The organism is Pseudomonas abietaniphila (genome assembly GCF_900100795.1).
GTDB classification, from domain to species: domain Bacteria; phylum Pseudomonadota; class Gammaproteobacteria; order Pseudomonadales; family Pseudomonadaceae; genus Aquipseudomonas; species Aquipseudomonas abietaniphila.
Genome location: NZ_FNCO01000022.1, coordinates 18162 through 44500, shown reverse-complemented (window position 1 = coordinate 44500; position 26339 = coordinate 18162). Strand labels below are relative to the sequence as shown.

25 protein-coding genes are annotated in these 26339 nt (G+C 60.5%); 13 read left to right on the top strand and 12 right to left on the bottom strand.

Features of this window, described 5'->3' with window-relative positions; translation table 11 throughout:
• Positions 1-175: 175 nt before the first annotated feature.
• A complete protein-coding gene (gene pyrF / locus BLS87_RS29745; RefSeq protein WP_167362124.1) occupies positions 176-874 on the bottom strand; it encodes an orotidine-5'-phosphate decarboxylase in 699 nt (232 codons plus the stop codon).
• 398 nt (positions 875-1272) lie between these two features.
• Here pyrF and eat point away from each other — a divergent pair, with 398 nt between their 5' ends.
• Positions 1273-2637, top strand: a complete 1365-nt coding sequence (gene eat, locus BLS87_RS29740; protein WP_074758441.1) for an ethanolamine permease — start codon at positions 1273-1275, stop codon at positions 2635-2637.
• A 144-nt stretch (positions 2638-2781) separates the two neighbouring features.
• Positions 2782-2949, top strand: a complete 168-nt coding sequence (locus BLS87_RS29735; protein WP_074758439.1) for a DUF2897 family protein — start codon at positions 2782-2784, stop codon at positions 2947-2949.
• Positions 2950-2989: 40 nt separating this feature from the next.
• On the opposite strand, the gene BLS87_RS29730 is transcribed toward BLS87_RS29735, so the two are convergent.
• Positions 2990-3820 (bottom strand): substrate-binding periplasmic protein, encoded by an 831-nt coding sequence (locus tag BLS87_RS29730; RefSeq protein ID WP_074758437.1) that lies wholly within the window; start codon positions 3818-3820, stop codon positions 2990-2992.
• Between the two features lie 330 nt (positions 3821-4150).
• Here BLS87_RS29730 and BLS87_RS29725 point away from each other — a divergent pair, with 330 nt between their 5' ends.
• Together BLS87_RS29725 and ppnP are read left to right on the top strand one after the other, a co-directional pair.
• Positions 4151-4693, top strand: a complete 543-nt coding sequence (locus tag BLS87_RS29725; RefSeq protein ID WP_074758534.1) for a 3'-5' exonuclease — start codon at positions 4151-4153, stop codon at positions 4691-4693.
• A gap of 90 nt (positions 4694-4783) precedes the next feature.
• Positions 4784-5071 (top strand): pyrimidine/purine nucleoside phosphorylase, encoded by a 288-nt coding sequence (gene ppnP / locus BLS87_RS29720; protein WP_074758435.1) that lies wholly within the window; start codon positions 4784-4786, stop codon positions 5069-5071.
• Positions 5072-5089: 18 nt separating this feature from the next.
• Here the strand turns inward: ppnP and BLS87_RS29715 are convergent, their stop codons facing one another.
• Complete coding sequence (locus tag BLS87_RS29715) at positions 5090-6889, bottom strand: ABC transporter transmembrane domain-containing protein (protein WP_074758433.1); 1800 nt, start codon at positions 6887-6889, stop codon at positions 5090-5092.
• Between the two features lie 298 nt (positions 6890-7187).
• Here BLS87_RS29715 and BLS87_RS34315 point away from each other — a divergent pair, with 298 nt between their 5' ends.
• Positions 7188-7364 carry a PA1571 family protein gene (locus tag BLS87_RS34315; protein WP_167362122.1) on the top strand — a complete coding sequence of 59 codons (177 nt, stop codon included), beginning with the start codon at positions 7188-7190 and terminating at the stop codon, positions 7362-7364.
• A 157-nt stretch (positions 7365-7521) separates the two neighbouring features.
• On the top strand, positions 7522-8502 hold the full coding sequence (locus BLS87_RS29710; protein ID WP_074758431.1) for a zeta toxin family protein: 981 nt from the start codon (positions 7522-7524) through the stop codon (positions 8500-8502).
• Here BLS87_RS29710 and pdxB read toward each other — a convergent pair whose 3' ends face one another.
• Both pdxB and tusA read right to left on the bottom strand, forming a co-directional pair.
• Positions 8503-9651, bottom strand: a complete 1149-nt coding sequence (gene pdxB / locus BLS87_RS29705) for a 4-phosphoerythronate dehydrogenase PdxB (RefSeq protein WP_074758429.1) — start codon at positions 9649-9651, stop codon at positions 8503-8505.
• Positions 9652-9738: 87 nt separating this feature from the next.
• On the bottom strand, positions 9739-9993 hold the full coding sequence (tusA, locus tag BLS87_RS29700; protein ID WP_074758427.1) for a sulfurtransferase TusA: 255 nt from the start codon (positions 9991-9993) through the stop codon (positions 9739-9741).
• An 827-nt stretch (positions 9994-10820) separates the two neighbouring features.
• Between tusA and BLS87_RS29695 the strand changes: the two genes are divergently transcribed.
• From BLS87_RS29695 to BLS87_RS29670, 6 genes are read left to right on the top strand one after another with little or no spacing between them, the layout of a single operon-like run.
• On the top strand, positions 10821-13757 hold the full coding sequence (locus BLS87_RS29695) for a monovalent cation/H+ antiporter subunit A (protein WP_074758425.1): 2937 nt from the start codon (positions 10821-10823) through the stop codon (positions 13755-13757).
• Complete coding sequence (locus BLS87_RS29690; protein ID WP_062390475.1) at positions 13757-14101, top strand: Na+/H+ antiporter subunit C; 345 nt, start codon at positions 13757-13759, stop codon at positions 14099-14101. Before BLS87_RS29695 ends, BLS87_RS29690 begins: the two co-directional genes overlap by 1 nt.
• Positions 14098-15777 (top strand): monovalent cation/H+ antiporter subunit D, encoded by a 1680-nt coding sequence (locus BLS87_RS29685; protein WP_074758423.1) that lies wholly within the window; start codon positions 14098-14100, stop codon positions 15775-15777. Before BLS87_RS29690 ends, BLS87_RS29685 begins: the two co-directional genes overlap by 4 nt.
• Complete coding sequence (locus BLS87_RS29680; protein WP_074758421.1) at positions 15774-16262, top strand: Na+/H+ antiporter subunit E; 489 nt, start codon at positions 15774-15776, stop codon at positions 16260-16262. The genes BLS87_RS29685 and BLS87_RS29680 overlap by 4 nt, the downstream gene beginning before the upstream one ends.
• On the top strand, positions 16259-16537 hold the full coding sequence (locus BLS87_RS29675; RefSeq protein WP_074758419.1) for a K+/H+ antiporter subunit F: 279 nt from the start codon (positions 16259-16261) through the stop codon (positions 16535-16537). Before BLS87_RS29680 ends, BLS87_RS29675 begins: the two co-directional genes overlap by 4 nt.
• A complete protein-coding gene (locus tag BLS87_RS29670) occupies positions 16534-16902 on the top strand; it encodes a Na+/H+ antiporter subunit G (protein WP_074758417.1) in 369 nt (122 codons plus the stop codon). The genes BLS87_RS29675 and BLS87_RS29670 overlap by 4 nt, the downstream gene beginning before the upstream one ends.
• A gap of 976 nt (positions 16903-17878) precedes the next feature.
• On the opposite strand, the gene BLS87_RS29665 is transcribed toward BLS87_RS29670, so the two are convergent.
• Positions 17879-18346: a hypothetical protein gene (locus tag BLS87_RS29665; RefSeq protein WP_074758416.1), complete on the bottom strand. Its 468-nt coding sequence runs from the start codon at positions 18344-18346 to the stop codon at positions 17879-17881.
• Positions 18347-18686: 340 nt separating this feature from the next.
• Between BLS87_RS29665 and BLS87_RS29660 the strand changes: the two genes are divergently transcribed.
• The gene (locus BLS87_RS29660) at positions 18687-18929 is read left to right on the top strand and encodes a DUF2789 domain-containing protein (RefSeq protein WP_074758414.1); all 243 of its coding nucleotides are present in this window, start codon (positions 18687-18689) and stop codon (positions 18927-18929) included.
• A 29-nt stretch (positions 18930-18958) separates the two neighbouring features.
• On the opposite strand, the gene BLS87_RS29655 is transcribed toward BLS87_RS29660, so the two are convergent.
• The 6 genes from BLS87_RS29655 to BLS87_RS29630 form a co-directional block, all read right to left on the bottom strand.
• The gene (locus BLS87_RS29655; protein ID WP_074758412.1) at positions 18959-19147 is read right to left on the bottom strand and encodes a hypothetical protein; all 189 of its coding nucleotides are present in this window, start codon (positions 19145-19147) and stop codon (positions 18959-18961) included.
• Positions 19148-19283: 136 nt separating this feature from the next.
• Positions 19284-20750, bottom strand: a complete 1467-nt coding sequence (locus BLS87_RS29650; RefSeq protein WP_074758410.1) for a T6SS phospholipase effector Tle1-like catalytic domain-containing protein — start codon at positions 20748-20750, stop codon at positions 19284-19286.
• A 307-nt stretch (positions 20751-21057) separates the two neighbouring features.
• A complete protein-coding gene (locus BLS87_RS29645) occupies positions 21058-22293 on the bottom strand; it encodes a methyl-accepting chemotaxis protein (RefSeq protein ID WP_425262258.1) in 1236 nt (411 codons plus the stop codon).
• Positions 22294-22888: 595 nt separating this feature from the next.
• The gene (locus tag BLS87_RS29640; RefSeq protein WP_062390457.1) at positions 22889-23293 is read right to left on the bottom strand and encodes a TraR/DksA family transcriptional regulator; all 405 of its coding nucleotides are present in this window, start codon (positions 23291-23293) and stop codon (positions 22889-22891) included.
• 341 nt (positions 23294-23634) lie between these two features.
• Positions 23635-24657, bottom strand: coding sequence for an ABC transporter permease (locus tag BLS87_RS29635; RefSeq protein WP_074758532.1), 1023 nt, complete (start codon positions 24655-24657; stop codon positions 23635-23637).
• 59 nt (positions 24658-24716) lie between these two features.
• The gene (locus BLS87_RS29630; RefSeq protein ID WP_074758406.1) at positions 24717-26285 is read right to left on the bottom strand and encodes a sugar ABC transporter ATP-binding protein; all 1569 of its coding nucleotides are present in this window, start codon (positions 26283-26285) and stop codon (positions 24717-24719) included.
• Between the last annotated feature and the right edge of the window lie 54 nt (positions 26286-26339).

Below are 26339 nucleotides of genomic sequence, written 5' to 3'. Positions count from 1 at the left end.
ATCAACAAAGCGAAGTGCGCATTACGCTATTCAGGTCTATGGCACTTTTTACTGGCTAAACAAAAAACCTGTAGGAGCCGGCTTGCTGGCGAATGCGTCAGAAACCATACATCAGTGGTGGTTGGCCCGCGGCGTTCGCCAGCAAGCCGGCTCCTACAGGACGCAAGTGGAGCGTTTACGCCAGCTCTGCAACCACGGCCGCCAGCGCTTTCGCCGGATCGGCCGCCTGGCTGATCGGGCGGCCGATGACCAGGTAATCAGAACCGGCATCCAGGGCCTGACGCGGCGTCAGAATGCGGCGCTGGTCATCCTGCGCGCTGCCAGCGGGACGAATGCCCGGCGTCACCAGTTGCAACGACGGGTGCGCGGTTTTCAAGGCCTGGGCTTCCAGCGCCGAGCACACCAGCCCGTCCATGCCTGCTTTCTCGGCCAGCGCCGCCAGACGTAACACCTGCTCTTGCGGCTCGATGTCCAGACCGATCGCCGCCAGGTCTTCACGTTCCATGCTGGTCAGCACGGTCACACCGATCAGCAACGGTTTCGGCCCGCTGCGCTGATCGAGCACATCACGACAGGCGGCCATCATGCGCAGGCCGCCGGAGCAGTGCACGTTGACCATCCACACGCCCATCTCGGCAGCGGCCTTGACCGCCATCGCCGTGGTGTTGGGGATGTCATGGAATTTGAGGTCCAGAAACACCTCGAAGCCCTTGCTGTTCAAGGTTTCGACAATGCCCGACGCACTGCTGGTGAACAGCTCCTTGCCCACTTTGACCCGACACAGCTTGGGGTCGAGCTGATCAGCCAGTTTCAACGCGGCTTCGCGGGTCGGAAAATCCAGGGCGACGATGATAGGGGTCTGGCAGGCGGACATGAGCGGGTTCTCTGGCAAGTCGAAATCGGCGCGCATTGTAGCTGATCATCCCGCGGGACGGGACCCGGCGATCGGTAAATGGTGCTCGGGCAGAGCACGGATTACACCTGTGGGAGCGAATTCAGTCGCGATGGGCCAATTCGGTCGCCATGAACTCGTCGTCTGGAAAATCGTTCGCCAATGAACGCGCTCCCACAGGGACGCTCGCCTGCGCCGTGCCACATTCTGTCTCCCGGCACCTGCCACTGCGCACCAATCAGGCACGATCGGCTCTGAATCGCCGAACAAGCATCCTGTATACGACCCTATTCGAAACATTACGACCTACCTGCCAACCGCTGGCACGACCACTGCAGCGCGCTCTGTCCCGATGATCCAATCAATCCAGGGAGTGACGCATGAATACGCAACTGAAGCCCACGCTGGGCACACTGCATTTGTGGGGGATCGCCGTCGGTCTGGTGATTTCCGGTGAATATTTCGGCTGGAGTTACGGCTGGGGAGTGGCCGGAACGCTGGGCTTCTTGCTGACGTCACTGATGGTCGCGGCGATGTACACCTGTTTTATCTTCAGCTTCACCGAGCTGACCACCGCGATCCCTCATGCAGGCGGTCCATTCGCTTACAGTCGCCGGGCGTTCGGCGAGAAAGGCGGACTCATCGCAGGGCTCGCCACACTGATCGAATTCGTCTTCGCCCCGCCCGCCATTGCCTTGGCGATCGGCGCTTACCTCAACGTGCAGTTCCCGGCGCTGGACCCGAAACATGCGGCCGTGGGCGCGTACATCGTGTTCATGACCCTTAACATTCTGGGGGTGAAGCTGGCCGCAACCTTCGAGTTGGTGGTCTGCGTCCTCGCGGTGCTGGAACTGCTGGTGTTCATGGGTGTGGTTGCCCCGGCGTTCAGCTTCAGTCACTTCGCACTCAACGGCTGGGCCGGCTCAGACACCTTCGGCGCGCCCGCAATTGCCGGGATGTTCGCCGCGATCCCGTTCGCCATATGGTTCTTCCTCGCCATCGAAGGTGCGGCCATGGCGGCCGAAGAAGCCAAGGACCCCAAGCGCACGATTCCCAAGGCCTACATCAGCGGCATCATCACCCTGGTATTGCTGGCGATGGGCGTGATGTTCTTCGCAGGCGGCGTCGGTGACTGGAAAGCCCTGTCGAACATCAACGACCCATTGCCTCAAGCGATGAAAGCCGTCGTCGGCGAAAGCTCGGGCTGGCTGCACATGCTGGTGTGGATCGGCCTCTTCGGGCTGGTGGCCAGTTTCCACGGCATCATCCTGGGCTATTCGCGGCAGTTCTTCGCCCTCGCCCGCGCCGGCTACCTCCCTGCATCGCTGGCCAAACTGTCGCGTTTCCAGACCCCGCACCGCGCGATCATCGCGGGCGGGCTGATCGGCATCGCAGCGATCTACAGCGACGGCCTGATCAACCTCAGCGGCATGACCCTCACCGCCGCGATGATCACCATGGCGGTGTTCGGCGCCATCGTCATGTACATCATGAGCATGTTGAGCCTGTTCAAGCTGCGCAAGACCGAACCTCTGCTGGAGCGCACCTTCCGCGCTCCGGGTTATCCGATCGTGCCCGGCATCGCATTGGTGCTCGCGGTGGTCTGCCTGATTGCCATGGCCTGGTTCAATGCCCTGATCGGCCTGATCTTTCTGGCGTTCATGGCGGTGGGCTTCATCTATTTCGGCCTGACCGCAAACGCACGCTCAGCGGCGCCGGCCGACTCGATGCTGACCGGGGTCTGACGCACCCATGACACCGTGCAGGCGTCGGCAACCCGGCGCCTGCAAAGGTGCCTTGGCCTATCCGCTCAGACCGGGCGTCTCCTACAATTGAACCACTGGGCAGCGCCGTTGCTCAAAGCGGTATCACAAGAAGGAGAGAGCCTCATGCCCTGGTACGCCTGGTTAATTCTGGTTATTGCAATCGGCTCGATCGTCGGTGGTTTGCTGATGCTCAAGGACTCAGCGAAAAAACTGCCCCTGACCGAAGAACAACTCAAGCGCGTCCACGAGCGCAATGCTGAAATGGATGCCAAGGAAGCACGCGACCGCTGACACCATGGGGCGGTGGACACTCACCGCCCGCCTTGCGCTTTCAATCCCGACTGTCACTTTCATCCAGCGCAATGGCTCGATGGCTTGGCTGCGGCGTCACGGCAATCCGAAAGGGCTGGAAGATCTTGAACATCTGCCCGCTCTCACGCAGTTGCTTCAGCAATTCACCGAACTTCTCCCCGGTAATCGGCGCGTTGGGCCTCAACAGCGCGAAGTGCCGGTAGACCTGGTCCACTCGGTCCGACACCAGAAACTGATCGGCGTCGGCGGGATTGCTGGACAGAAACGTACTCAGATAGGAACGGGTGACCAACGCAATGTCTGCCCGGTCCCGTAGCACCATGAGCAAGTTGCTGTCGTGGGAGTAGGTCAAGGTGGCGTTGTAATTCTCTGCCAGGAACCTGGGGTCGGCATTGAAATGGGCGAAGGCATAGTGATACCCGCTGAACAGCGCCAGGCGCTTGCCATGCAGGTCATCGAAATAATGTTGCGAGCGACCCTGGGCGCGATGGGCGACGAAAATTTCGGCGTCCTCCAGCCCCATGTCGACATCCTGGTGAGGAATGTCCTTCCAGCCCCAAGCGGGGTTCTCGAAGATTGCCATGTCAAAGCGAGCCTGCTGGAAATCCCGGAAACGACGGGGAATCGAGGTCGGGACCATTTCAAACCGGTAGTCGCTCTGCATGGCATTCAGCGCACTGATCATCTGTGGCAGCAAGCCTGTGTCTTCACCGCGCTCAGGGCGAATCGTGTACGGCGGAAAGTGCGCCGCGCCAATGCGCACCACCTGTGCCGCACCCGCTTGCCAGGCCCACAGCGTCGTGGTTGCCAACAGCAGCGTTTTAACAACCATCCGCACTGGCGTAGACATCAAGACAAAGCACCTCTGGCGAATCGGAGTACGTAAGCTATGCGCTTGCGAACAATTAGACAACGGTCAAACGACGTCAGAACCGCTTTATTCACAACCCGAATCTTTGAGTCATTGTCGCGCCGCAATTTATGCCGAGCCCGTCAGCCAGGCAAGCGCTTCTCCGAGGCTCCGCTCAGCCTGCACGATAAAAAGCAGCGCTGCGGCAAACCATCGTCCCTCATTCGAGTCCCATGCATCAGTCAGGGGCGTGTTCAGCCGTTGGACGCGATCAACCGAATATGACTACGCTCCATGACGGTGCCACAGGTTAAGAAACTGGAGTTCGAGATGCCACATTGGTTGGTGATAGATCTGGAGGCCACCACCGAAGAGGGTGGATGGCCGGTGGCAGAGATGGAAATCATTGAGATCGGCGCCTGCGTGGTCAACTCGGACGGACGCGAAGTGGACCACTTCGAGCGCTTTGTCAGGCCCGCGCGCAGACCGATGCTCACCTCGTTCTGTCGTGAGCTGACGCACATACAACAGGCGCAGATCGACAGCGCGCCACTGTTCACCGCTGTCTGGCCGCAGTTCGAGCGCTGGCTGAGCCATCACCGCACCCGCCTGCTCGGCTGGGTCAGTTGGGGTGACTACGACCGCCAGCAATTTGAAGTGCAATGGCAGCAGCACCAGCTCACCAGCGAGCTTAGCGGTCTGGCCCACATCAACCTGAAGCAGCGCTTCGCCCAGGCACGCCAACTGCAGAAACCCTGTGGCCTCAACACCGCGTTGCAACTGGCAGGCATGCATTTTAACGGGCAGCAGCACCGTGCCCTGACCGACGCGCGCAACACCGCCCGGCTGCTTCCATTGGTCATTCCCGGCTGACCGTGACGCATTTCTCAAAGCGGATGACGGCCTTTTGTACGTTGGGCATACTGTCCAACCTTTTCCAGCCCCTTTCCAAGGAGATCAGCCATGCTCAAGGTCAACGAGTATTTCAACGGCACCGTCAAGTCCATCGCCTTCCAGCAAACCGAGGGCGCGGCCACTATCGGCGTCATGTCAAAAGGCGAATACGAGTTCGGCACTGCTGATCGCGAAATCATGCACGTCGTCTCTGGTTCGCTGAAAGTCCTGTTGCCCAACAGCAACGACTGGGAACACTTCAAGACCAACGATCAGTTCCGCGTCCCGGCCAACAGCAAATTCAAGCTGCAGGTCCTGGAAGAGACCGCTTACCTCTGCGAATACCGCAAAGACTGATGATTCACAAAACGGCGCTCAAGGCGCCGTTTTCATCTCTACCGCCACCTCCTGCGTTCCCGTGTTGAATTGCAACGCCGCCAGTCGCGCGTACAGCGGATTGCTGGCGATCAGCTCACGATGCGTGCCCACCGCCACCAGTTTCCCCTGATCCATGACGGCGATCCGGTCAGCATTCTGCACCGTCGCCAACCGGTGGGCGATCACCAGCGTGGTTCGGCCCTTCATCAGCGTCGGTAATGCCTGCTGGATCAGATGTTCACTCTGCGCATCCAGCGCGCTGGTGGCTTCGTCGAGCAACAGAATCGGCGCATCGGCCAGCAAGGCGCGAGCGATCGCCAGACGCTGACGCTGGCCGCCCGACAGTCCCATCCCGCCGTCGCCCAAATGCGTTTGATACCCCTGAGGGAGCAATTGAATGAACTCGTGGGCGTGAGCGATGCGTGCAGCGGCTTCGACCTGCTCGACGCTGGCGACGGGGTTGCCGTAGCGAATATTGTCTTCGACGCTGCCGAAGAACAGCGCCGGGGTTTGCGATACCCAGGCAAAGCAGCGACGCAGGTCCAGAGGGTCGAGGCGCTCAGCAGGCAAACCTTCGATGAGGATTTGCCCCTGCTGCGGATCGTAGAAGCGCAGCAGCAGATCGAACAGCGTTGACTTGCCCGCACCCGATGGCCCCACCAGCGCCAGCGTCTCCCCTGCCTCGACCGTCAGGCTCAAGCCCTCGACCGCATTGCGTTCGGGCCGTGACGGGTACGCGAAGCTGATACGTTCCAGGGCCAATCGGCCGCTGACCCGTTCCGGTAACGTCAGCAGATGTTTGGCCGGTGGCGTGATTTCACTGCGCGCCTGCAACAACTCGGTGATGCGTTCAGCCGCACCCGCCGCCCGTTGCATCTCGCCAATCACCTCGCTGAGCGTGCCGAATGCGCTGCCGACGATCAGGCTGTAGAACACGAACGCCGCCAGCTCGCCGCCAGAAATTCGCCCGGCAATGACATCCATCCCGCCGACCCACAGCATCACACCCACGGCGCCGAGCACCAGCACGATCACCAGGGTAATCAACCAGGAGCGCTGCAAGATACGCTTGCGAGCGGTGTCGAATGCGTCCTCGGCGGTTTGTGCGAAGCGCTGGCGATCCTGTTCCTGATGGTTGTACGCCTGCACGGTTTTGATCTGACCAAGCGCTTCGGAAACATAACTGCCGACATCCGCCACCCGGTCCTGACTCTCACGGGACAGACTGCGCACGCGCCGCCCGAATATAAGGATCGGCGCGATCACCAGCGGCAGCGCGATGACCACGATGCTGGTCAGCTTGGGGTTGGTGAAAAACAGCAGAATGACCCCGCCGATCACCATCAGCGCATTGCGCAGAAACATCGACAGCGACGATCCGATCACCGATTGCAGCAGAGTGGTGTCCGCGGTGAGACGGGACTGGATTTCCGAGCTGCGGTTGTTCTCGTAAAATCCGGGATGCAGGCTCACCAAGTGGTCGAACACCTGCTTGCGCAGATCGGCCACCACACGCTCCCCGATCCATGACACCAGATAAAACCGGGTGAACGTACCGACCGCCAGCGCCAGCACCAGCACCATGAACAGGGCAATGGTCTCGTTGAGCAGGGTCGGCGAGCGCGTCATGAACCCCTGATCGACCATGAGGCGAATGCCTTGCCCCATCGACAGGGTAATCCCTGCGGTCACGATCAGTGCCGCCAGTGCACCGATGGCCTGCTTGCGGTACGGCGCGATCATCCGCCAAGCCAGACGAATGGCATGGCGCTGACGCCCGGAAAACACTGAAGCCATGGGATGCACCTGATAGACGATTCAAGCGCAGAGCCTACACCGGCACCCCGATGTACGCTCGTCGACTTTTGCTGAACTGAACCGACAGACGCCAGTCTGGGTAAAGGTATCCACGCGGTGTGGGGCTGCGTTATGAACACAAGCGCGGGGGTTTAGAGCGGATCGGTCTAACGAGAGAGTGGCGGTTTTCGCCGTCATCTGGTGGACTGATTGAACGTTTGAAGCGCCCAGGGATGTCATGGCGCAGTCATCGAGCGTGGGTAAATTGAAGCGCACAACCTGATGAAGGAGACAGGCCATGAGCTTGCAGAACAGCAGCAATCACGAACCCGTCGTTCGCCCCCAACCCCAGGCACAACTGGGCGGTGCGATCTTCGACGAAAACGGGCAGGAAATCCTGATTACTGAAGAGATGGTTCAGGCCGCATGTCAGGAATGCGAAAAGTACTGGGTCAAGCCTGAAAAACAAGACTGATGAGCCTACTGAATTCAAACCCGGCCTCGATGCCGGGTTTTTTATGCGGGAGAAAAAACATTCCGCAACACATGCCCCACCGACTCCCCATTGCGGTCATTCACTTCCTGCGATTACGTCCGGCCCTTCAAATCCAGACAATCCAGGAAACATCACGATGTCCGCTACTCATTACAGCTACACCTGCGCAGAACTCGACTCCGTTTACCGCACGCTGGAAACCACCTTGTTCGGCGTTAAACGAGACATTGGAGAGGACGGTCTGCCGTCCCCAAAAATCCTCGTCGTGGCAGGCGTTCAGGGCTCCGGCAAAACCTACATGCTGAACAACACCCTGCTCAAGGACCCGCGTTACAGCAACTATGTGCGCCTTTACCTGGAGAGCTTTCGTGAGCTGCACCCGCGTTATGCCGAGTTCGCCGACCAGGACGTGACCAGCCGTTACAAGCACACCGAAACCTTCATCTGGGAGCTGTGCAGTCGTATCTTCAGCCACGCGCACAAGAACAAGTTCAACATCATCATGGAAACGGCGCTGGATACCCGCGCCTTCGCCAACGTCATTTCAGGCGACGAACTGGCCGATTACCAGTTTGATGTTCACCTGATCGGCTGCAAGAAGGACTTCGTGCATCTGTCCACCATCAAGCGAGCGCTCGATGCGCTGGAGAAAGGTACGCTCGAGCGTTTTGTCGACATTGCGACCATCGAAACCAGCATCGATAACGCGGAGGTGATCCTGAATGCCTTTGAAACAGCGTGCATGAGGGTCAGCGGCTCAACGATCAGCATGTACGAACGAGGCTTTGGCGAGCTGAGAAACCGCAAAATGCTGTGCAGCAGCCGATGCGACCAAATCACCACCCTGACGCCACACGCATTTACCGACGACGAAGGAACGGTCGTCTCCGTGCAGGAACAGACTCACCGTATCGTGCGCAGCGAGCAATACCCTGTGCCTTGCAGCTTCGCCAGCTTCACCGCATTAGTCCACGCGCCGATCACCGGCGAGCAGGATCGCCAAGAGGCCTGGCAGGAAGCGTACGCGGCCTTGGCCCGCATGAGAACGTTCTGGCAGCAGACGCCTCCTCGCCTCGCCGAGACCTTGTGGTCCTACATCAAACAATACACGGAGTGATCAGTCACTGACGCACACGGCACCCAGCGCCGCCACCATCCTGCGCAAGACGTCGGATTGGCCGTTGATGCTTACGTTCAAACTGTCGATTTCCCGACGCGGCGGGTAGTGTTTGCGCAGCGCATCGAAGGCCAGCCGCTGGCTGGCGGAATCACCGACCAGGCTGCGACGCAAGTCCGCATCGTCGCGGCGGGGATCGTAGACTCCCCGGCAAAGCATGTTCAGAGCCCATGCGGGATCGGTGGCGGCATCGAGTGTCACGTGAGCAAGCCAGGGCTTGGGCAGCAAATCGTCGAGACTGATACTCGGCGACTGCCCCAGGTGCGCGCACAACGCCTGATAAATCTGGGCAGTGCCGCGCTGGCGGCCGTCAAGGCTGTAACCGGCGATGTGCGGGGTGCCGATGACACACAACTCGGCCAGCTCGACGTCCACCAACGGCTCCTGCTCCCAGACATCCAGCACCGCCTGCAGGTCTTCGCGCTCGAGCAGCACGTCACGCAACGCCGAGTTATCCACGATGGGCCCACGGGCCGCGTTGATCAGCCAGGCACCCTGCTTGAGATCCAGCAGACGGGCGCGGTCGAACAGATGCCAGGTCGGCAGGTCGCCCGTTTTGTTCAGCGGCGTGTGCAGGCTGATGACGTCGCAGCGAGCGACGATCTCGTCGAGGCTGACGTAATCGCCGCCCTCCTGCGCCTGTCGTGGCGGGTCACAGACCAGCACATTCCAGCCCAGCCCGCGCAACACCTTGATCAGGCGGCCGCCGACCTGCCCCGCCCCGACAACGCCATAGGTGCGTTGAGTGAGGTCAGCGCCTTCGATTTCCGCGAGGGTCAACAGACTGCCGAGCACATAGTCCACCACGCCTCGGGCGTTGCAACCCGGTGCGCTGGACCACTGAATACCCGCGTCGTTGAAATAGTCCAGATCGAGATGATCGGTGCCGATGGTGCAGGTGCCGACGAAACGGACCGGTGTGCCCTCCAGCAGCTCGCGGGTAACCTTGGTCACCGACCGCACGAGCAGGATATCGGCGTCGGCCACGGCTGCCCGGTCGAGGGTACGTCCGGGGTATCGGCGAATCTCGCCTATGCCGGAAAAGAAGGCGTCGAGCAGTGGAATGTTTTCGTCAGCAACTATGCGCATGATGGGCTCCCTGGAGTCGCGGCAGTGTAGGCGCTCGCACGCGGGCGGGCCAGCGCGGTGCAACGCCGCAGCCAGGAGCGGGAAGACTCAGCCCTGTTTTTTGCGAATCCAGTACAGGTACACGCCATCGGCGGCCTGCTTATCAACCAGTTCATGGTCCAGAAAAACACAGAACTTGGGAATGTCCCGCTCGGTCGAAGGGTCGGTGGCGATGACCTTCAGCAAACCGCCCGCCGGCAGGTCGCGTACCTTCTGGTGCAGCATCATTACAGGTTCCGGGCAATTGAGACCGGTCGCGTCGAGGACGGCGTCGACGGCGAGGCTTTCGATGGAATCAGACATGGGGCGCTCCAAAAACTGGCGGGCATTGTCGCCTAAATGTGGCGAGGCGCCAAATCCGCCTGATAGGTTGCCATGCCTTTGGGGACACAAACCTGTAGGAGTGAGCTTGGTCTGGGCGGCATTCCGACGAAGGCGTCAGGCCAGTCAACACGTCATTGACTGGTACGCCGCGCTGGTTAGCAAGCTGAACGTGTATCGTGTGCAGTTCCACTATTTGGAGTGACGCTGATGGTTGGGTTTGTCCTAACGGCCAAACTGTTCCGCCTTCGGCGGGTTACTTGAAAAGACACCAAGTAACCAAGTGTCCTATGCTCCTGGTTGGGCCCGACTTCGTCGGGTACCCGCACTCCGACGACGCTCCGTGGGCACGCGCTGAACGGACATCCATGTCCTGGCAGCGCTCTCGCGGCATCCATGCCGCTCGGCCCACTCCGCGTCGTCTGCGTTTGGCCTGCACCCAAGTCGCGTTTTGTGGTGTCTGGGCTGCTGCGGTATGAAGATCAAAAGCCAGAGCGGGCTTTGCGCTCTTTAGATTGCTGATTGTTCCCACGCTCCGCGTGGTAACACATCCAATGACGCTCTGCGTCATCAGGGATGTGGCGAATGCTGTCAGGCTTTGCAACTCTCAAGAAGCGGACTGACACCACAGGCTTGAAACCTTGGAACGCCCACAGGGGCATTGTATTTGGGCCTTACCCTTCGGGGTTCACACCGCTCTACTACGCTGCTGCCTACAGAGTTTGTAGGATTCTGCGACATCTTGACGGTTGGTGATGCATGACCCGGCACGTATGATCCTTGACATTTTTCCCGCAGATTAGAAGCCTATGTCCCTGATAGTTCTACTGCTTCTGCCGTTCATTGGCAGCTGTCTGGCGGCGCTTTTGCCGCACAACGCACGCAACAGTGAATCCATCCTGGCAGGCGTGATCGCCTTGATCGGTGCCGTTCAGGTTGCGCTCTGGTACCCGCAGATCGCCCACGGCGGCGTCATTCGCGAAGAGTTTTTCTGGGTGCCCAGCCTGGGCCTGAACTTCGTGCTGCGCCTGGACGGGTTCGCCTGGTTGTTCTCGATGCTGGTACTGGGCATCGGCACGCTGGTGTCGCTCTACGCGCGTTACTACATGTCGCCGGACGATCCGGTACCGCGATTCTTCTCGTTTTTCCTGGCGTTCATGGGCGCCATGCTGGGCCTGGTCATGTCCGGCAACCTGATCCAGATCGTGTTTTTTTGGGAACTGACCAGCGTCTTCTCATTCCTTTTGATTGGATATTGGCACCACCGCGCCGACGCGCGCCGTGGCGCCTATATAGCGTTGATGGTCACGGGCGCTGGCGGACTGGCGCTGTTGGTCGGCGTCATGCTGCTCGGACACGTGGTCGGCAGTTACGACCTGGACCGAGTGCTGGCCTCGGGCGATGCGATTCGTGCCCACGCGTTGTACCCGGTCTTGCTGACGCTGATCCTGATCGGCGCGCTGAGCAAGAGCGCGCAGTTCCCCTTCCATTTCTGGTTGCCACACGCCATGGCCGCGCCGACGCCGGTGTCGGCGTATCTGCACTCCGCGACCATGGTCAAGGCCGGGGTGTTCTTGCTCGCGCGGCTCTGGCCGGCTTTGTCCGGCAGCGAGCAATGGTTCTGGATCGTCAGCGGCGCGGGGGCCTGTACATTGGTGATCGGCGCTTACGCGGCCATCTTTCAGACCGACCTCAAGGGCTTGCTCGCCTATTCCACCCTCAGCCACTTAGGTCTGATCACCCTGCTTCTGGGGCTGAACAGCCCGCTGGCCGCCGTCGCGGCGGTGTTCCACATCCTCAACCACGCGACCTTCAAGGCGTCGCTGTTCATGGCCGCCGGCATCATCGACCACGAAAGCGGCACCCGTGACATCCGCAAACTCAGCGGCCTGATCAAGCTGATGCCATACACCGCGACACTGGCGATGGTCGCGAGCGCGTCGATGGCCGGCGTGCCGCTGCTCAACGGGTTTCTGTCCAAAGAGATGTTCTTCGCCGAAACCGTATTCATCACCTCGACGGCCTGGGTGGAGGCCGCGCTCCCGGTGATTGCCACGGTGGCGGGGACCTTCAGCGTCGCCTATTCCCTGCGCTTCACGGTCGATGTGTTCTTCGGCCCGAAAGCCAACAACTTGCCGCACACCCCGCACGAGCCGCCGCGCTGGATGCGCGTGCCGGTCGAACTGCTGGTGCTCGCCTGCCTGATCGTGGGGATTTTCCCGGCCCATTCAGTAGGCCCATTGCTGGCCGCCGCCGCGCAGCCTGTCGTGGGCGGCACCTTGCCCGAATACAGCCTGGCTATCTGGCACGGCTTGAACGCCCCGATGATCATGAGCCTGATTGCCATGGGCGCTGGCATCTTGCTGTATCTGCTGCTGCGCAAACCGCTCAGGCGCGAGCGTATCGTCGGGCCGCCGATCATCTGGCGCCTGAATGGCAAGCGACTGTTCGAGCGCGTGCTGATCCTCAAACTGCGTGTCGCACGCACACTGGAAGGCTTACTGACCACCCGACGCCTGCAGGCACAATTGTTCCTGATGGTGGCTGTCGCACTGATCGCAGGCTTTGTGCCGATGTACGAAAACGGCCTGAGCTGGGGCGATCGCCCGAAGATTCCGGGTTCCGGCGTGTTCGTCATGCTCTGGTTGATCGCCATTGCCTGCGCCGTGGGTGCGGCCTGGCAGGCCAAATATCACCGGCTTGCCGCCGTGACCATGGTCGGTGTCTGCGGGCTGATGACCTGCGTGACCTTCGTCTGGTTCTCCGCGCCTGACCTGGCGCTGACGCAACTGGCGGTCGAGGTGGTGACCACCGTGCTGATCCTGCTGGGCCTGCGCTGGCTGCCACGGCGTAACGAGAACGTTGCCCCAACGACTCGCTCACGCCACCGCGCACGGGTGCGGCGGGTACGCGACTTCATTCTCGCTGTGGGGGTCGGTGGCGGCATGGCGCTGTTGTCCTACGCGATGCTGACGCGCCCGACCCCGAACACGATTTCAGAGTTTTACCTCAGTCGGGCACTGACCCAAGGCGGCGGCACCAATGCCGTCAACGTGATGCTGGTGGACTTCCGTGGCTTCGACACGTTTGGCGAAATCACCGTGCTGGCAGTGGTCGCCCTGACCGTGTTCGCCCTGCTGCGACGCTTCCGCCCGCCGAAAGAAAGCATCGCACTGCCTGCGCAGCAACGTCTGCTGGCCCGCGATGTGGTCACCGATCTGATCAACCCGCGCCACGCGAAGGACACGGCGCTGGGCTTCATGATGGTCCCGGCGGTGCTGGTGCGCCTGCTGCTGCCGGTGGCCTTCGTGGTGTCGATGTACTTGTTCATGCGCGGCCACAACCAGCCGGGGGGCGGCTTCGTCGCTGGCCTGGTGATGTCGGTCGCGTTCATTCTTCAGTACATGGTCGCTGGCACGCAGTGGGTCGAGGCCAACATGAGCCTGCGACCGCTGCGCTGGATGGGCACCGGGCTGTTCTTCGCGCTCATCACCGGACTCGGTTCGATGGCGCTGGGCTACCCGTTCATGACCACGCATACCGCACACCTGCACCTGCCATTGCTGGGTGATGTCCACGTCGCCAGCGCGCTGTTTTTCGACATCGGCGTGTACGCCGTGGTGGTCGGCTCCACGCTGTTGATTCTGACGGCGCTGGCGCACCAGTCGGTGCGCAGCCATCGGCCGACCTCGTTGCCGCAGCCGATCGAACCTGCAGCGCCAACCCCGACACAAGGAGCCATCTGATGGAAGAAGTCATTGCCATTGCCATTGGCGTGCTCGCCGCCTCCGGCGTCTGGCTGATCCTGCGCCCACGGACCTTTCAGGTGGTCATGGGCCTGTGCCTGCTGTCCTACGGCGTCAACCTGTTCATCTTCAGCATGGGCAGCCTGTTCATCGGCAAGGAACCGATCATCAAGGACGGCGTGCCCCATGACCTGCTCAATTACACCGATCCCCTGCCCCAGGCGCTGGTGCTGACCGCTATCGTGATCAGCTTCGCCATGACCGCGCTGTTTCTGGTAGTGCTGCTGGCGTCCCGTGGCTTGACCGGCAACGACCACGTCGACGGTCGGGAGAGCAGTGAATGAGTCTGATGAACCAACTGATCGTCGCACCGATCCTGCTGCCGGTGCTGACCGCCGCGCTGATGCTCTGGCTCGGTGAAAAACACCGGCCGTTGAAAGCCCGTATCAACCTGCTGTCGACGGCCCTCGGCCTGGCGATCTCGATCACGCTGATGATGTGGGTGCAGAAGACAGGCACCACCGGCTCGATTGGCGTGTACCTGCCGGGCAACTGGGAGTCGCCTTTTGGCATCGTGCTGGTGGTCGATCACCTGTCGGCGCTGATGATGGTGCTGACAGGTATCGTCGCCTTCTGTGCCCTGTTGTTCGCGCTAGCGCGCTGGGACCGGGCGGGTGCGAGTTTCCATGCGCTGTTCCAGATTCAACTCATGGGATTGTACGGCGCCTTTCTGACCGCCGACCTGTTCAACCTGTTCGTGTTCTTCGAGGTGTTGCTGGCGGCCTCCTACGGTCTGATGCTGCACGGTTCGGGACGCGCGCGGGTGTCGGCGGGTCTGCATTACATCACGATCAATTTGCTGGCCTCGTCGTTGTTCCTGATCGGCGCGGCATTGATCTACGGGGTTACCGGCACGCTGAACCTGGCCGATCTGGCCGTGAAGATCCCGCAGGTTTCACAGGCCGATATCGGGCTTCTGCACGCAGGCGCCGCGATTCTGGCCGTGGCGTTTCTGGCCAAGGCCGGCATGTGGCCCCTGAATTTCTGGCTCGTCCCCGCTTACTCCGCCGCGAGCGCGCCGGTCGCAGCGTTGTTCGCGCTGATGACCAAGGTCGGTGCCTATACGCTGCTGCGCCTGTGGACGCTGCTGTTCTCAGGGCAAGCCGGTGACTCGGCCTTCTTCGGCGGTGACTGGTTGATCTGGGGCGGCATGGCCACGCTGGCCGTGGCGGCGATTTCCGTGGTCGCTGCCCAGCGCCTCGAGCGCATGGCGAGCCTGAGCATCCTGGTGTCGGCCGGTATTCTGCTGTCGGCCATTGGCTTCGGTCAGCCGAGCCTGACCTCTGGTGCACTGTTCTATCTGGTCAGCTCGACGCTGGCGCTGAGTGCGTTGTTCCTGCTGGCAGAACTGATCGAACGTTCGCGCTCGGCCAATGAAATCCCGCTGGAAGACGACGCCGACCAATTGCCCAAGACCATGGAATCGCTGCACCCGGTGCCGGGCACCAACCTGGATGACGAACAGAAAGCGGTGGTCGGCCAGGTGATTCCATGGACCATGGCGTTCCTGGGACTGAGCTTCATCGTCTGCGCGCTGCTGATCATCGGCATGCCGCCGCTGTCGGGCTTCCTCGGCAAACTCACCTTGATCAGCGCCCTGCTGAACCCGTTAGGTCTGGACGTGGCCAAAGACGAGGCCATTCGCGCGGACAGCTGGACGCTGGTGGCCTTGCTGATCGTGTCGGGACTCGCGTCGCTGTTCGCCTTCGTGCGCGTGGGCATCAAGCGTTTCTGGACCGCGCAGGATCGGCCTTCGCCTGCATTGCGACGTAACGAGTGCATCCCCATTGCCTTGCTCCTCTGCGCGTGCATCGTGCTCACGTTCAAGGCCCAGGCGCTGTTGCGTTACACCCAGGACACGGCGCAGGCGTTGCACGATCCTCAGCAGTACGTGCTGTCGGTCATGGCCGCCAAACCGATACCCGGCCCGACCACCGCCACGACGGGGGTGCAGCCATGAAGCGTCTGTTGCCTGCGCCGCTGTTGTCACTGGCGCTGTGGGCGCTGTGGTTGTTGCTCAACCTCTCGCTGAGTGTCGGCAATCTGCTGCTCGGCGCACTGCTGGGTTTTCTCGCCCCGATCATGTTCGCCCCCCTTCGTCCTTTGCCTGCACGCATTCGCAAGCCGGGTGTGGCCTTCACATTGTTCTGGGTGGTCGGGCGTGATGTGATCACGTCAAACCTGCAGGTGGCGTGGGGCGTTTTGCGTGCTCGCCAGAAACCGCCGCGCTCTGCGTTCATCAAGGTGCCGCTGGATTTGCACGATGCTCACGGTCTGGCGGCGCTGTCGATGATTTGCACGGTGGTGCCCGGCACGGTGTGGTCGGAACTGGCGCTGGACCGCAGCGTATTGCTGCTGCATGTGTTCGACCTGGACAACGAAGCGCAGTTTATCGAGCACTTCAAGACCACGTACGAACGTCCGCTGATGGAGATTTTCCAATGAGCCCGCTGCTCGCCCACGCCATCCTGCTCAGCTTGTCCGTGTTCACGGTCGCGATGGTGCTGACCCTGATTCGGCTGTTCAAAGGCCCCTCTGCGCAGGACCGGGTACTGGCGCTGGATTATCTGTACATCCTCGCCATGCTGATGATGCTGGTGCTGGGGATTCGCTACGCCAGCGACACGTATTTCGAAGCGGCGCTGTTGATTGCGTTGTTTGGTTTCGTGGGCTCATTCGCCCTGGCGAAGTTCCTGCTGCGCGGCGAGGTGATCGAATGAATTCGTTGTACGTGTTGCCCTTCTGGGTGGAGGTGCTGACGGCGGTACTGCTGGTGTTGAGCAGTCTGTTCGCGCTGGTCGGTGCGGTGGGGCTGCTGGGAATGAAGGATTTTTTTCAGCGCATGCACCCGCCTGCTCTGGCCTCGACCCTGGGTGCGTGGTGTGTGGCGCTGGCCTCGATCGTGTATTTCTCGGCGATGAAGGAAGCACCGGTGCTGCATGCCTGGCTGATCCCGATTCTGTTGGCGATCACGGTGCCGGTGACGACCTTGCTGTTGGCCCGGACGGGGTTGTTTCGCAAGCGTATGGCGGGGGATGGAGATGTACCGCCTGAGGTTTCCGAGGGAGGCCGTGAGGGGAAGTGATGCGGGGGTTGGGGTCGGGGTATAGGTTTGGCTTCTCCTTCGTCGAAGTACCCCGGCGACGCTCCGTGGGCACGCCGCCTGCGTTCAGCCTGCACCCAAGTCGCGTTTGGTGGCGTCTGGACTAACGCGCACAAGAGCAACCGGGCTAGAGCTAACGCTCATCGCATTCTTGATGCGTGCATCCGTCGTTCGCGCTCTTTCCCACGCTCCGCGTGGTAACGCAGCGACGTGGGAACGATCCTAAACCTGCCGCCCCCCCTGTAGGAGCGCGCTTGCTCTGGGCCGCACTCGGACGATCTGCCGGGAACCGGCAGCAAATCCGGTGCATGCGGTGTGTCAGGTAAAACGGAGTCGCCTGAATTTGCTACCGCTGCGCGGTAGATCGTCCGAGTGCAGCCCAGAGCAAGCGCGCTCCTACAAGGACTGCGTCAACCTGATGTTCCGAACCGGCAGCAAGACCTGTGCATGCGGTGTATCAGGTACAACCGAGTCGTCTGATTTTGCTACCGCTGCGCGGTAGATCGTCCGGATGCGGCCCAGACACAAGCCACGCTCCTACAGGATTCACATGATCCGATGCTTTTGATTTTGCTTTTCTAGCGCGATAGTCCAGGCACCACATATCGCGACTTGGGTGCAGGCCAAACGCAGACGACGCGCAGTGGGCCGAGCGGCATGGATGCCGCGAGAGCACTGCCAGGACATGGATGTCCGTTCAGCGCGGGCCCACGGAGTGTCGTCGGAGTGCGGGTACCCCGACGAAGGAGAAGCCCAACCAGGAGCCAGGACACTTGGCTGCCTCTTGAAACAAAGAGAGGGGTCCTTTCAAGTAACCCGCCGAAGGCGGAACGCTTCTGCCGTTAGGCAGAACCAGGACAATCCCCTGTTGACTTGGGGATGGTCCCGCGTTCCGGTTTTCAAGTAACTCGCCGTACAAACGCGCTTCTAAACCGTCATCACGATTCACGCCAGCGGATCACTCGCTGGCCTTGAACACCAGTTCGCCCTTGCGCCATTTAGCGGCCTTGGCGGTTGCGGCCTTGAGCACTTTGCTCAACCCCAATTGAATCTGCTCATGGGCAGCGAACACCATGAAAACGCAGTGCGATTCCTTGAAGACAATACCGTGGCCTTCCGGCACATCGACAAACGCGTACTCGCCCAGACCGTAGATGGTCATCTTGATATCGCGAAACTTGATCTCGAACTTGCCGCCTTCGCGACTGGGCAGTACGGCGGCGCGAAAGTGGTCGCCTACTTTCAACTCCAGACGCGGTTTGTCATCGACCACCAATGCGGTTTCGGTGTCGATTTCAGACATGTAGATGCCTTCAGGGGACTGCTCGATGACGTAAACGAAACGTGCCTGGAACTGCTTTACCAACTTCGCGCGCAAATCGCCGAGTACGAATAACGCATGGGTATCCAGATTACTTACTGCCAATGTACAAACTCCCAACCTGATATGAACTCGCCCGGCCAAGGGGCCAGGCAAGGAAAACACGAGAAAAACGGTACGCCCCGGTTGCCGGGGACTGGCATGGCTGTGGATTCTACCGGCTCAGAGTCTATACGGGATATATGCCTTTCGTCCGTTATGTGGCCATTTTTGTGCACGAACGTCCCGACAGTGCTGTGTCCAATCCTCTGGACAACCCGAACGGCGGCCGCTGAATCGTTAAGGCGAACACTGAGAACTCTTGCCCCCTCAAAGGACTCACATGCAGCACACGCTTCATTCACGCCCACGCCAACCCGGGTCTTTGACCCGCCAGGGAGACACCATGGAACTTACTCCACCGACACTTGCGACGCTGTTCGAACAGCTGGGCCTTGACTCCGATCAGGCGAGCATTGACGCGTTTGTCAGCGCCCATTCGTTGCCCGATGACGTGAAGCTGATTGACGCGGACTTCTGGACACCGCAACAGGCACGCTTTCTGAAAGAGGAGTTACACGTAGACGCCGAATGGGCGCCCGTCGTGGACGAGCTCAACGAACTGCTCCATTCGACTAAAGCCGACTGAGCGACGGCCCTGAAAGCAATGGCGGCCCTTCAGGCCGCCATTGTCAGTTGCCGCATCCACGCGCTGCGGCATTCTTCGGCTTCGGCCCGGCTTGAAAAAGCCGTTCCACGTTGTTCGCCGTTGATTAACACGACCCAGCAAACACGCTGGCCCCTGTCTCGAAACGATTGGGGTACGCCCAGGCCAATCATCACGGCGACATCGATCTTGCTCTGCATCGCATCCTCCGGGGATCTCAGGAGCATTGTCTGATAGCTGCATCTTAATCACCGACCAGCTGGGGAAAAAGCTATCTGCGGAATAGGTTTCTTGCATGATCGGTAACAAAATACCCGTCTCAACCACAGGGCCGGACTAATGCGGATACCCCGACTGACTCTCATTCGGAAACCGCAGTCGTCCGCCACGGGCGGGGGCATGCACAAACAAGCTGTCCACCAGCGTCCCACGTCGCCCCAGCGTGCTGTTCCAATGCGCCGAGCAATGAATGTAGCGTCGGTACAGCATCTGAAGATCGCTTTCGCTCAATGACCCTCCCTGCCCGCGCGCATGAGTAATCAGCTTAACCGCGACCTCCCGCAACTCCGGTGGCAGGCTCAGGTCCGGCGACTCGGGAACAGGTTGAAACGGCACGCCTTCGTCGCACGCCAACGCGTGCATGACGCGCAGGTAGACTCTGGACAGATGACCGAACACCCGGCGCTCCAGCATCACGGTCGCCACCACGCTCTTCGTCCCTGACCCGCGCTGCATCATTCGCTCGATGCACTCCACCCCCATCGATGCCGTGTCGTCCAGCGGGTCGATCCAGCGCTGCGCATCCACGCGAACCATCTCGGCGTGGGTTTCCAGCCAGGCATCCGTGCTATCGAATGGGGTGTCTGCCTTGACCTGGCTGCGACGCGGTCGGGTCAGTGCAATCTTCTCTACCGACTGAGGGTGATATCCGCCGCCAACATCGGAATGACTCCCCGGCACGACGATTTCCCGGGGCCAGTCAGGCGCCACGCTGTTCAAGGAGAAATTGCGTCGGTGCTCGTCGGCGGCCACTAGGTGCAGAACCTGCTGCGCACACCCCGGAGGCAGAAACAGATTGACCCGGGTGTTGACCCCATCGCGGACGTTACCCAGGTCGGAAATGCCACCCACTGCCGCCACAGTGTCGAACAGCCCGATCACTTTCAGACGTATGCAGCCGCTGTCCCAGGAGAATTCTGCAGCCAGCGGCAGCTTGCGAGGATTGAGGATCGACACAAGGGCACCACGCGGCCCTTTGAGCACTTCATTGGCGAAATGGCGGGCAGATGCCGCACCGCGGCTGAAGCCGAACAGATCCAGTTCGAGTGCTGCAATCACGCACCCTGGATTGTCAGTTTCAAAGGTATCGAGTACATCGCCAATCTTTTTGACGCCTCGATAGACTTTCGCAACGACGCCCGTATTACCTCGGCCAAATCCCTGGCCGGACACTCTGGAATCTCGCCCGCCAGACGTTGTACCCACGCCTTCAACATACACCGCGTGATACACCCGCAATCCGTCACCGGCGTTCATGGCTTTCGGTTGACGCCGATATAACTCGGCCAGTCGAGCAATGTTAGTGAGGTCATTGCTGTAACTGCTGGAGGGATCGGAATGTCGACCACCGCATTCCTTGATATGCGCATTGTTATAAATTTCAGCCATTGCCTGGCAATCGGCGCCGATCTGGCTATTGACACGGTTGTTGCCCGTCCCGTCAAAGAACACGCCGATGCGCACGGTAGCGCTCAACGCGCTCGCCGCGGAGCCTGAACCTGTTTGTGCAAGTAGTGCTGTCATAAGTTAATCACCTGTGAAGGTTGACGTTAATCCGGACTTCTTGTAACCGGACCTATCACTCACAGAATGCTCACACCCCTGACAGCGTCAACGGGGAGAATTGAACTTCAGAAACGTCCCACTTGTTTATCAGACCATTAAAACCGTCAACCTCATTTATCCCACTTATCCGGCAATTATCTCCGAGCGCCCGTTGCAAAACTAAACAAACAAATCCCGTTTAAACAACCCTTAGATACAACCGCCTGCTCTTTAATGACCCCTCTCATCCGACCCCGCTGTCGGTCAGCCCCCGCTTATCGCACCCTCAACCGATCTTGCTGGTTCCACTTTCCGGCTTGTACCCCAGGCGCAGACCTCCCCAATGCCTGCCCTTCACCATGATGGGCACCGACAGATCGTGCATCAGCTCACCGGTGTCCCGGGTGTAGGTCTGCAGCAGCACAGGTTGCTGGTGGCTGCCGCAGCGAATGCCCGTCCGGTCATCGAATTTGCGCTTGGTCCTGTTGCTCACGGCGTCGACCGCGCCATCGCCTGTCAACGGTTTGCTGAACGCCTGATTGTGGGTCGGCACATACCCCTGCTGGGTGCAGGCGATCGCAAACACAAGGCCCTCATGACGCGACAGCAACGGCTCCTGAATGACCGGCAACACTTGATCGGTGTAACGGTCGAAACGGGTCTGGTATTTGGTCGGGAACGTGTTGGCAATGGCCTGATAAGACCGGTCGAACAAGTCTTCCAGGCTCACCCGCCGCTGATCGAGGTCCCGTTCGAACTGTTGCGCAATCTGGCTGGCGCCTTCACGCGCGAGGTCATAAACACGCTGGTGATAATCGTCCAGCCCGACCTCCGCCAGGCGTTCACTGATCGTCTCCGCCTGCCCTTCCATCTGCACCGCCGACTTGGCGAGTTGGCGCGTCTGGTCGTCGCTGATGGCCAGGTCGCTGCGCATCTGTTCCACGGCCACGAAAAGGCTGCTCAGTTGCGCCTGATTGGTCTGCGCGCCCAAGGCAATCTCATTGACCTGCCCCTCTACACCCGCCGCCAGTCGCGCAATGCTGGCGAGCTGCTGACCGGTCATTTCCACGTGCGCGACACCGCCGCTCAGGTCGCCGGACAACTGGCGGATCTGTTCAACCACCTGCGCGGTGCGTCGCTGAATGTCGGCCACCATGTCCCCGACTTCGCCGGTGGCCGTGGCGGTACGCCCCGCCAGCCCGCGTACCTCATCGGCGACTACGGCAAAGCCGCGACCATGCTCACCGGCCCGGGCGGCTTCAATAGCGGCGTTGAGCGCCAGCAGGTTGGTCTGGCTGGCGATGGACTGAATCACGGCCGTCACCCGCTGGATGTCCTCACTGCGCTGGCTGAGGGCTTCGATCAAGTGCCGGCTGTTGTCGGCGCGTTCGCTGAGCTGATGCATCAGGGCGATGGATTCGTTGAGGACGGTCAGTCCCGCATCGCTGCTTTGCCGCGCCTCGCTGGCGGCGCTCAGGGCTTGCTGACTGAGGGAGGACGTCGCGCGTTCGGTGGCGATCATCACGTCGGCGCTGCTGACGATCTGCTCGGCCGCATCGACCTGAGACTGCAGCTTGCCCGCCAGTTGCTTGACCGAAAACGCCACCGCTGCCGCAGACAGCGCATTGTGGCTGGTGCTGCGGGAAAGGTCGCGGGTCAGCTTGCCGATGGCGTCTTCCTCGACGGCGCGCGGCGCGGCCACCGCACGCGGCGTCAGCAGACGCGGCAACCACAGCGTCAACAGACCCAATGGCAGGCAGGCATACACCGACACATCGCCCCACGCCATGGCCGCGAACAGCCCGCACAGCGCGACGCTCTGCATCGAGATCCCCACCCAGCGCCAGGACGGTGCGGGGGGGTGTGCAACGGCCGATTGCAGTTGTGGGGAAAGCGTCCCTGTGTAACGTCCATTCGCAGCCATATCCGTGACCCACCTGCTTATTATTTTGCAAGCATTAAACGCCACATAGCGGCCATGCGCCATGAGCCGATGGTGGTAGTCGGTCGGATTTACAAATGAAGGTGAGTCTGGGGCAACTCAGCAAACTGCGGACGACAAAAAGCCCGACTGCCTGCATACAGGCAGTCGGGCCTTGGCCTTCACGTCGGCTGGATCAGGCCTGACGCTGGTGGCGGTCGATCTGTTCGTGGCGTTCCTGGGCTTCGATGCAGTACTTGGTGGTCGGGCTGATCAGCAAACGCTTCAGGCCGATAGGCTCACCACTGTCATCGCACCAGCCAAAGGTGTCTTCGGCGATACGGGTCAGGGCCATTTCCAGCTGCGGAAGCATGCGCTGATCGCGGTCGATCACGTTGACCAGCCAGTGACGCTCTTCTTCGACGGAAGCAGCGTCAGCAGGATCAGCCGGGGTGTCCAGGCTTTCGATAGCGATACGGCTCTGCTCGATGCGCTCGTGGATTTCCACTTTCATGTCTTGCAACAGCTTGACGAAGAAAGCGTGTTGCTCCGCGTTCATGTAGTCATCGGCCGGCATCGCCAGCAACTTTTCCTTGGTCATTGATTTCTCTATAAAAAAACGTGCATTAAGGCGAATCAAGGGAGCGCCTTGGCCCGTGTTTGAAAAGCGCCGTAGTCTCCAAGCGCCATCGGGCACTCAATTTACGAGGGGCGGCAGTCTAAGGCCGGGTTTCGTACTCGGCAACATAATTGAACAAGATTCGCTCAACAAGCCCTCAAATCCCCGCCAGTGCTGGGCGAAACCGGGTTTGTGCGAGCCCTCACGCCGATCGTCCCAGGTACAGTGCCGACGGTGTCTGACCCGTCACGCGCGTCCGCGTTCAAACTCGCTAAAAACAAAAAGGGCCTGAACCAGGCCCTTTTTCAACGTTTCTCAACCACTCAGCGCTTGAGCTTGCGTTTGTTGCGGTATTGGTCGATGACCACCGCGACGACGATGATCAACCCTTTGATGATGTCTTGTACATAGGCATCGACGCCCACAAAGGTAAATCCGCTGGCCATGACCCCAAGAATCAGCGCGCCGATGACGGTGCCGGTGATCCGGCCGACGCCGCCCGACAGGCTCGTGCCGCCGATCACCGCTGCGGCGATGGCGTCCAGCTCATAGGAAACGCCCATCCCCGCCTGACCGGTCGCGGCACGCGCCGACGCCACGACACCCGCCAGTCCCGCCAGCAGCCCCGCGATGCTGTAGACGATCACCAGATGGCGCTTGACGTTGATGCCGGAAGTCCGCGCCGCTTGCATGTTGCCGCCGATGGCGTAGGTGTACTTGCCGTATTTGGTGTAGCGCAGGGCGATATGGAAGATCACCGCGACCACCAGGAAGATGATCACCGGCATCGCGCCCTGACCAATGGCGGTGTAGGAGTCGTTGAGCATGCTCACAGGCTGACCGCCGGTGTAGAAACGCGCCAGGCCGCGGGCCGACACCATCATGCCCAGCGTGGCGATGAAGGGCGGGATTCCGGTGATGGCAATGATGCTGCCATTGATCGCACCCGCCAGCAGACCGACCCCGAGTCCGGCCACAACAGGTATCCACACCGGCAAATCCGTCAGTGAAGGAAAGACCGCTCGGGTGTAGTCCGAGGACTGAGCGAGGCTGGCCGCGATCATGGCCGTCAGCGCCAGCACCGAGCCCGAGGACAGGTCGATCCCGGTGGTGATGATCACCTGAGTCACCCCGATCGCGATCATGCCGATGATCGACACCTGTAGAATCATCAGCACCAGCCGCTGGGAATTCATCAGGAAGCTCTGATCGCGCACGACCCAGCCGAACACTTCGAAGATCAGGGCGATGCCGATCAGCACCAGAAAGATGCTCAATTCAGTGGGCAGGCGGCGCTTGTGCTTGGTTGGTGCCAGAGCAGGTTTGTTTTCCAGTATCGCGTTCATCTTCATACGTGCCTCTTATTCTTGTTCAGACCCGCAACGGGTCGTTGGCAAACGGGCCGTCAATGGATCGAATTGCCCGACGCCAGATGCATGACCCGCTCCTGAGTCGCGTCGGCGCGGTCGAGGGTGCCCATCATTTCGCCTTCGTGCATGACCATCACCCGATCGCTCATGCCCAGGACTTCCGGCAGCTCGGAGGAAATCATGATCACAGCCATGCCTTCACTGGCGAGCAGCGAGATCAGGCGATAGATTTCGGCCTTGGCGCCCACGTCGATACCGCGCGTGGGCTCGTCGAGAATCAGCACTCGTGGATTGGTCATCAGCCAGCGCGCGAGCAAGGCTTTCTGTTGATTACCACCGGACAGGGTATCGATGCACTGCTCCAGCGACGGCGTCTTCACCCGCAGCTTCTTGCACATGTCTTCGCACAGGGCTCGCAAGGCTTTCTGGTGCACAAAACCGTTGCCAACGAAATGTGGCAGGACCGCCATCTCCATGTTTTCCAGTACCGACAGGCAGGGAAACAGGCCAGTGAGCTTGCGGTCCTCGGTGAGCAGCGCAAAGCCTTTCTCGATGGCGAAATGAGGATCGGTGACTTTGATGGGCGCACCGTCCAGGTGGATTTCTCCACGGGTGCAGGGTGTGATGCCAAAAATGGTTTCCGCCACGTTGGTGCGCCCTGACCCCATCAACCCGGCGATACCCAAGACTTCGCCCGCATGCAGATCGAACGACACACCTTCGAAGACGCCCTCAAGCGACAAATCGCGCACCGACAGCATGAGCTTGCCGATGGGCTGGTCCCGCTCAGGGAACAACTGCGTCAATTCCCGGCCCACCATCATGGAGATCAGGCTGTCGCCGTCCATGCTGTCGGCGCGTTGCAAGCCGACGTAAGCGCCGTCGCGAAACACCGCGACTTCGTCGGCAATGGCGAATACTTCGTTCATTTTGTGGGTGATGTAGATGATGCCCTTACCCTGGGCACGCAGGTCGGCAATGATCGAAAACAGGTGCGCCACTTCCGTTTCGGTGATGGCCGAAGTGGGCTCGTCCATGATCAACACATCAGAGTCGTAGGACACGGCCTTGGCAATCTCGACCATCTGCCGCTCGGCGATGCTCAGGTTGCCCACCTGCTCCTCGGGATCAAGATTGATGCGCAAGCGCCCCAATAATTCGGCGGTGCAGCGGTGCATGGCGCGATGATCGACCATGTGCAGGCCGTTGAGCTGCTCGCGGCCGATCCAGATGTTCTCGGCGATGCTCATGTGCGGCATCAGGTTGAGTTCCTGGTGAATCATCGCGATGCCCGATTGCAGCGCTGCCAGCGGCGTTTCAAACACCACCGGCTTGCCCCGCAGCAGGATCTCACCGGTGTCGGGCTGGTAAATGCCGGCGATGATTTTCATCAGGGTGGACTTGCCCGCGCCGTTTTCCCCCATCAAGGCCAGCACACTGCCCGGACGCACGCGCAGTTCGACGTTGTCCAGCGCCACCACGCCAGGAAACCCCTTGCTGATGTTGGTGATTTCCAGCAGGTAGGGATGCTCGGCGGTGGTTGCAGCGACATCGCTCGTTGCATCGGTCGGGGCCGCGGTCGAAGCAGTAGCGGAAGCGAACATGGTCACAGGCTCCTCAAGTGACATCGGTGACAGAGGTGCGGCACTGCCGACCTC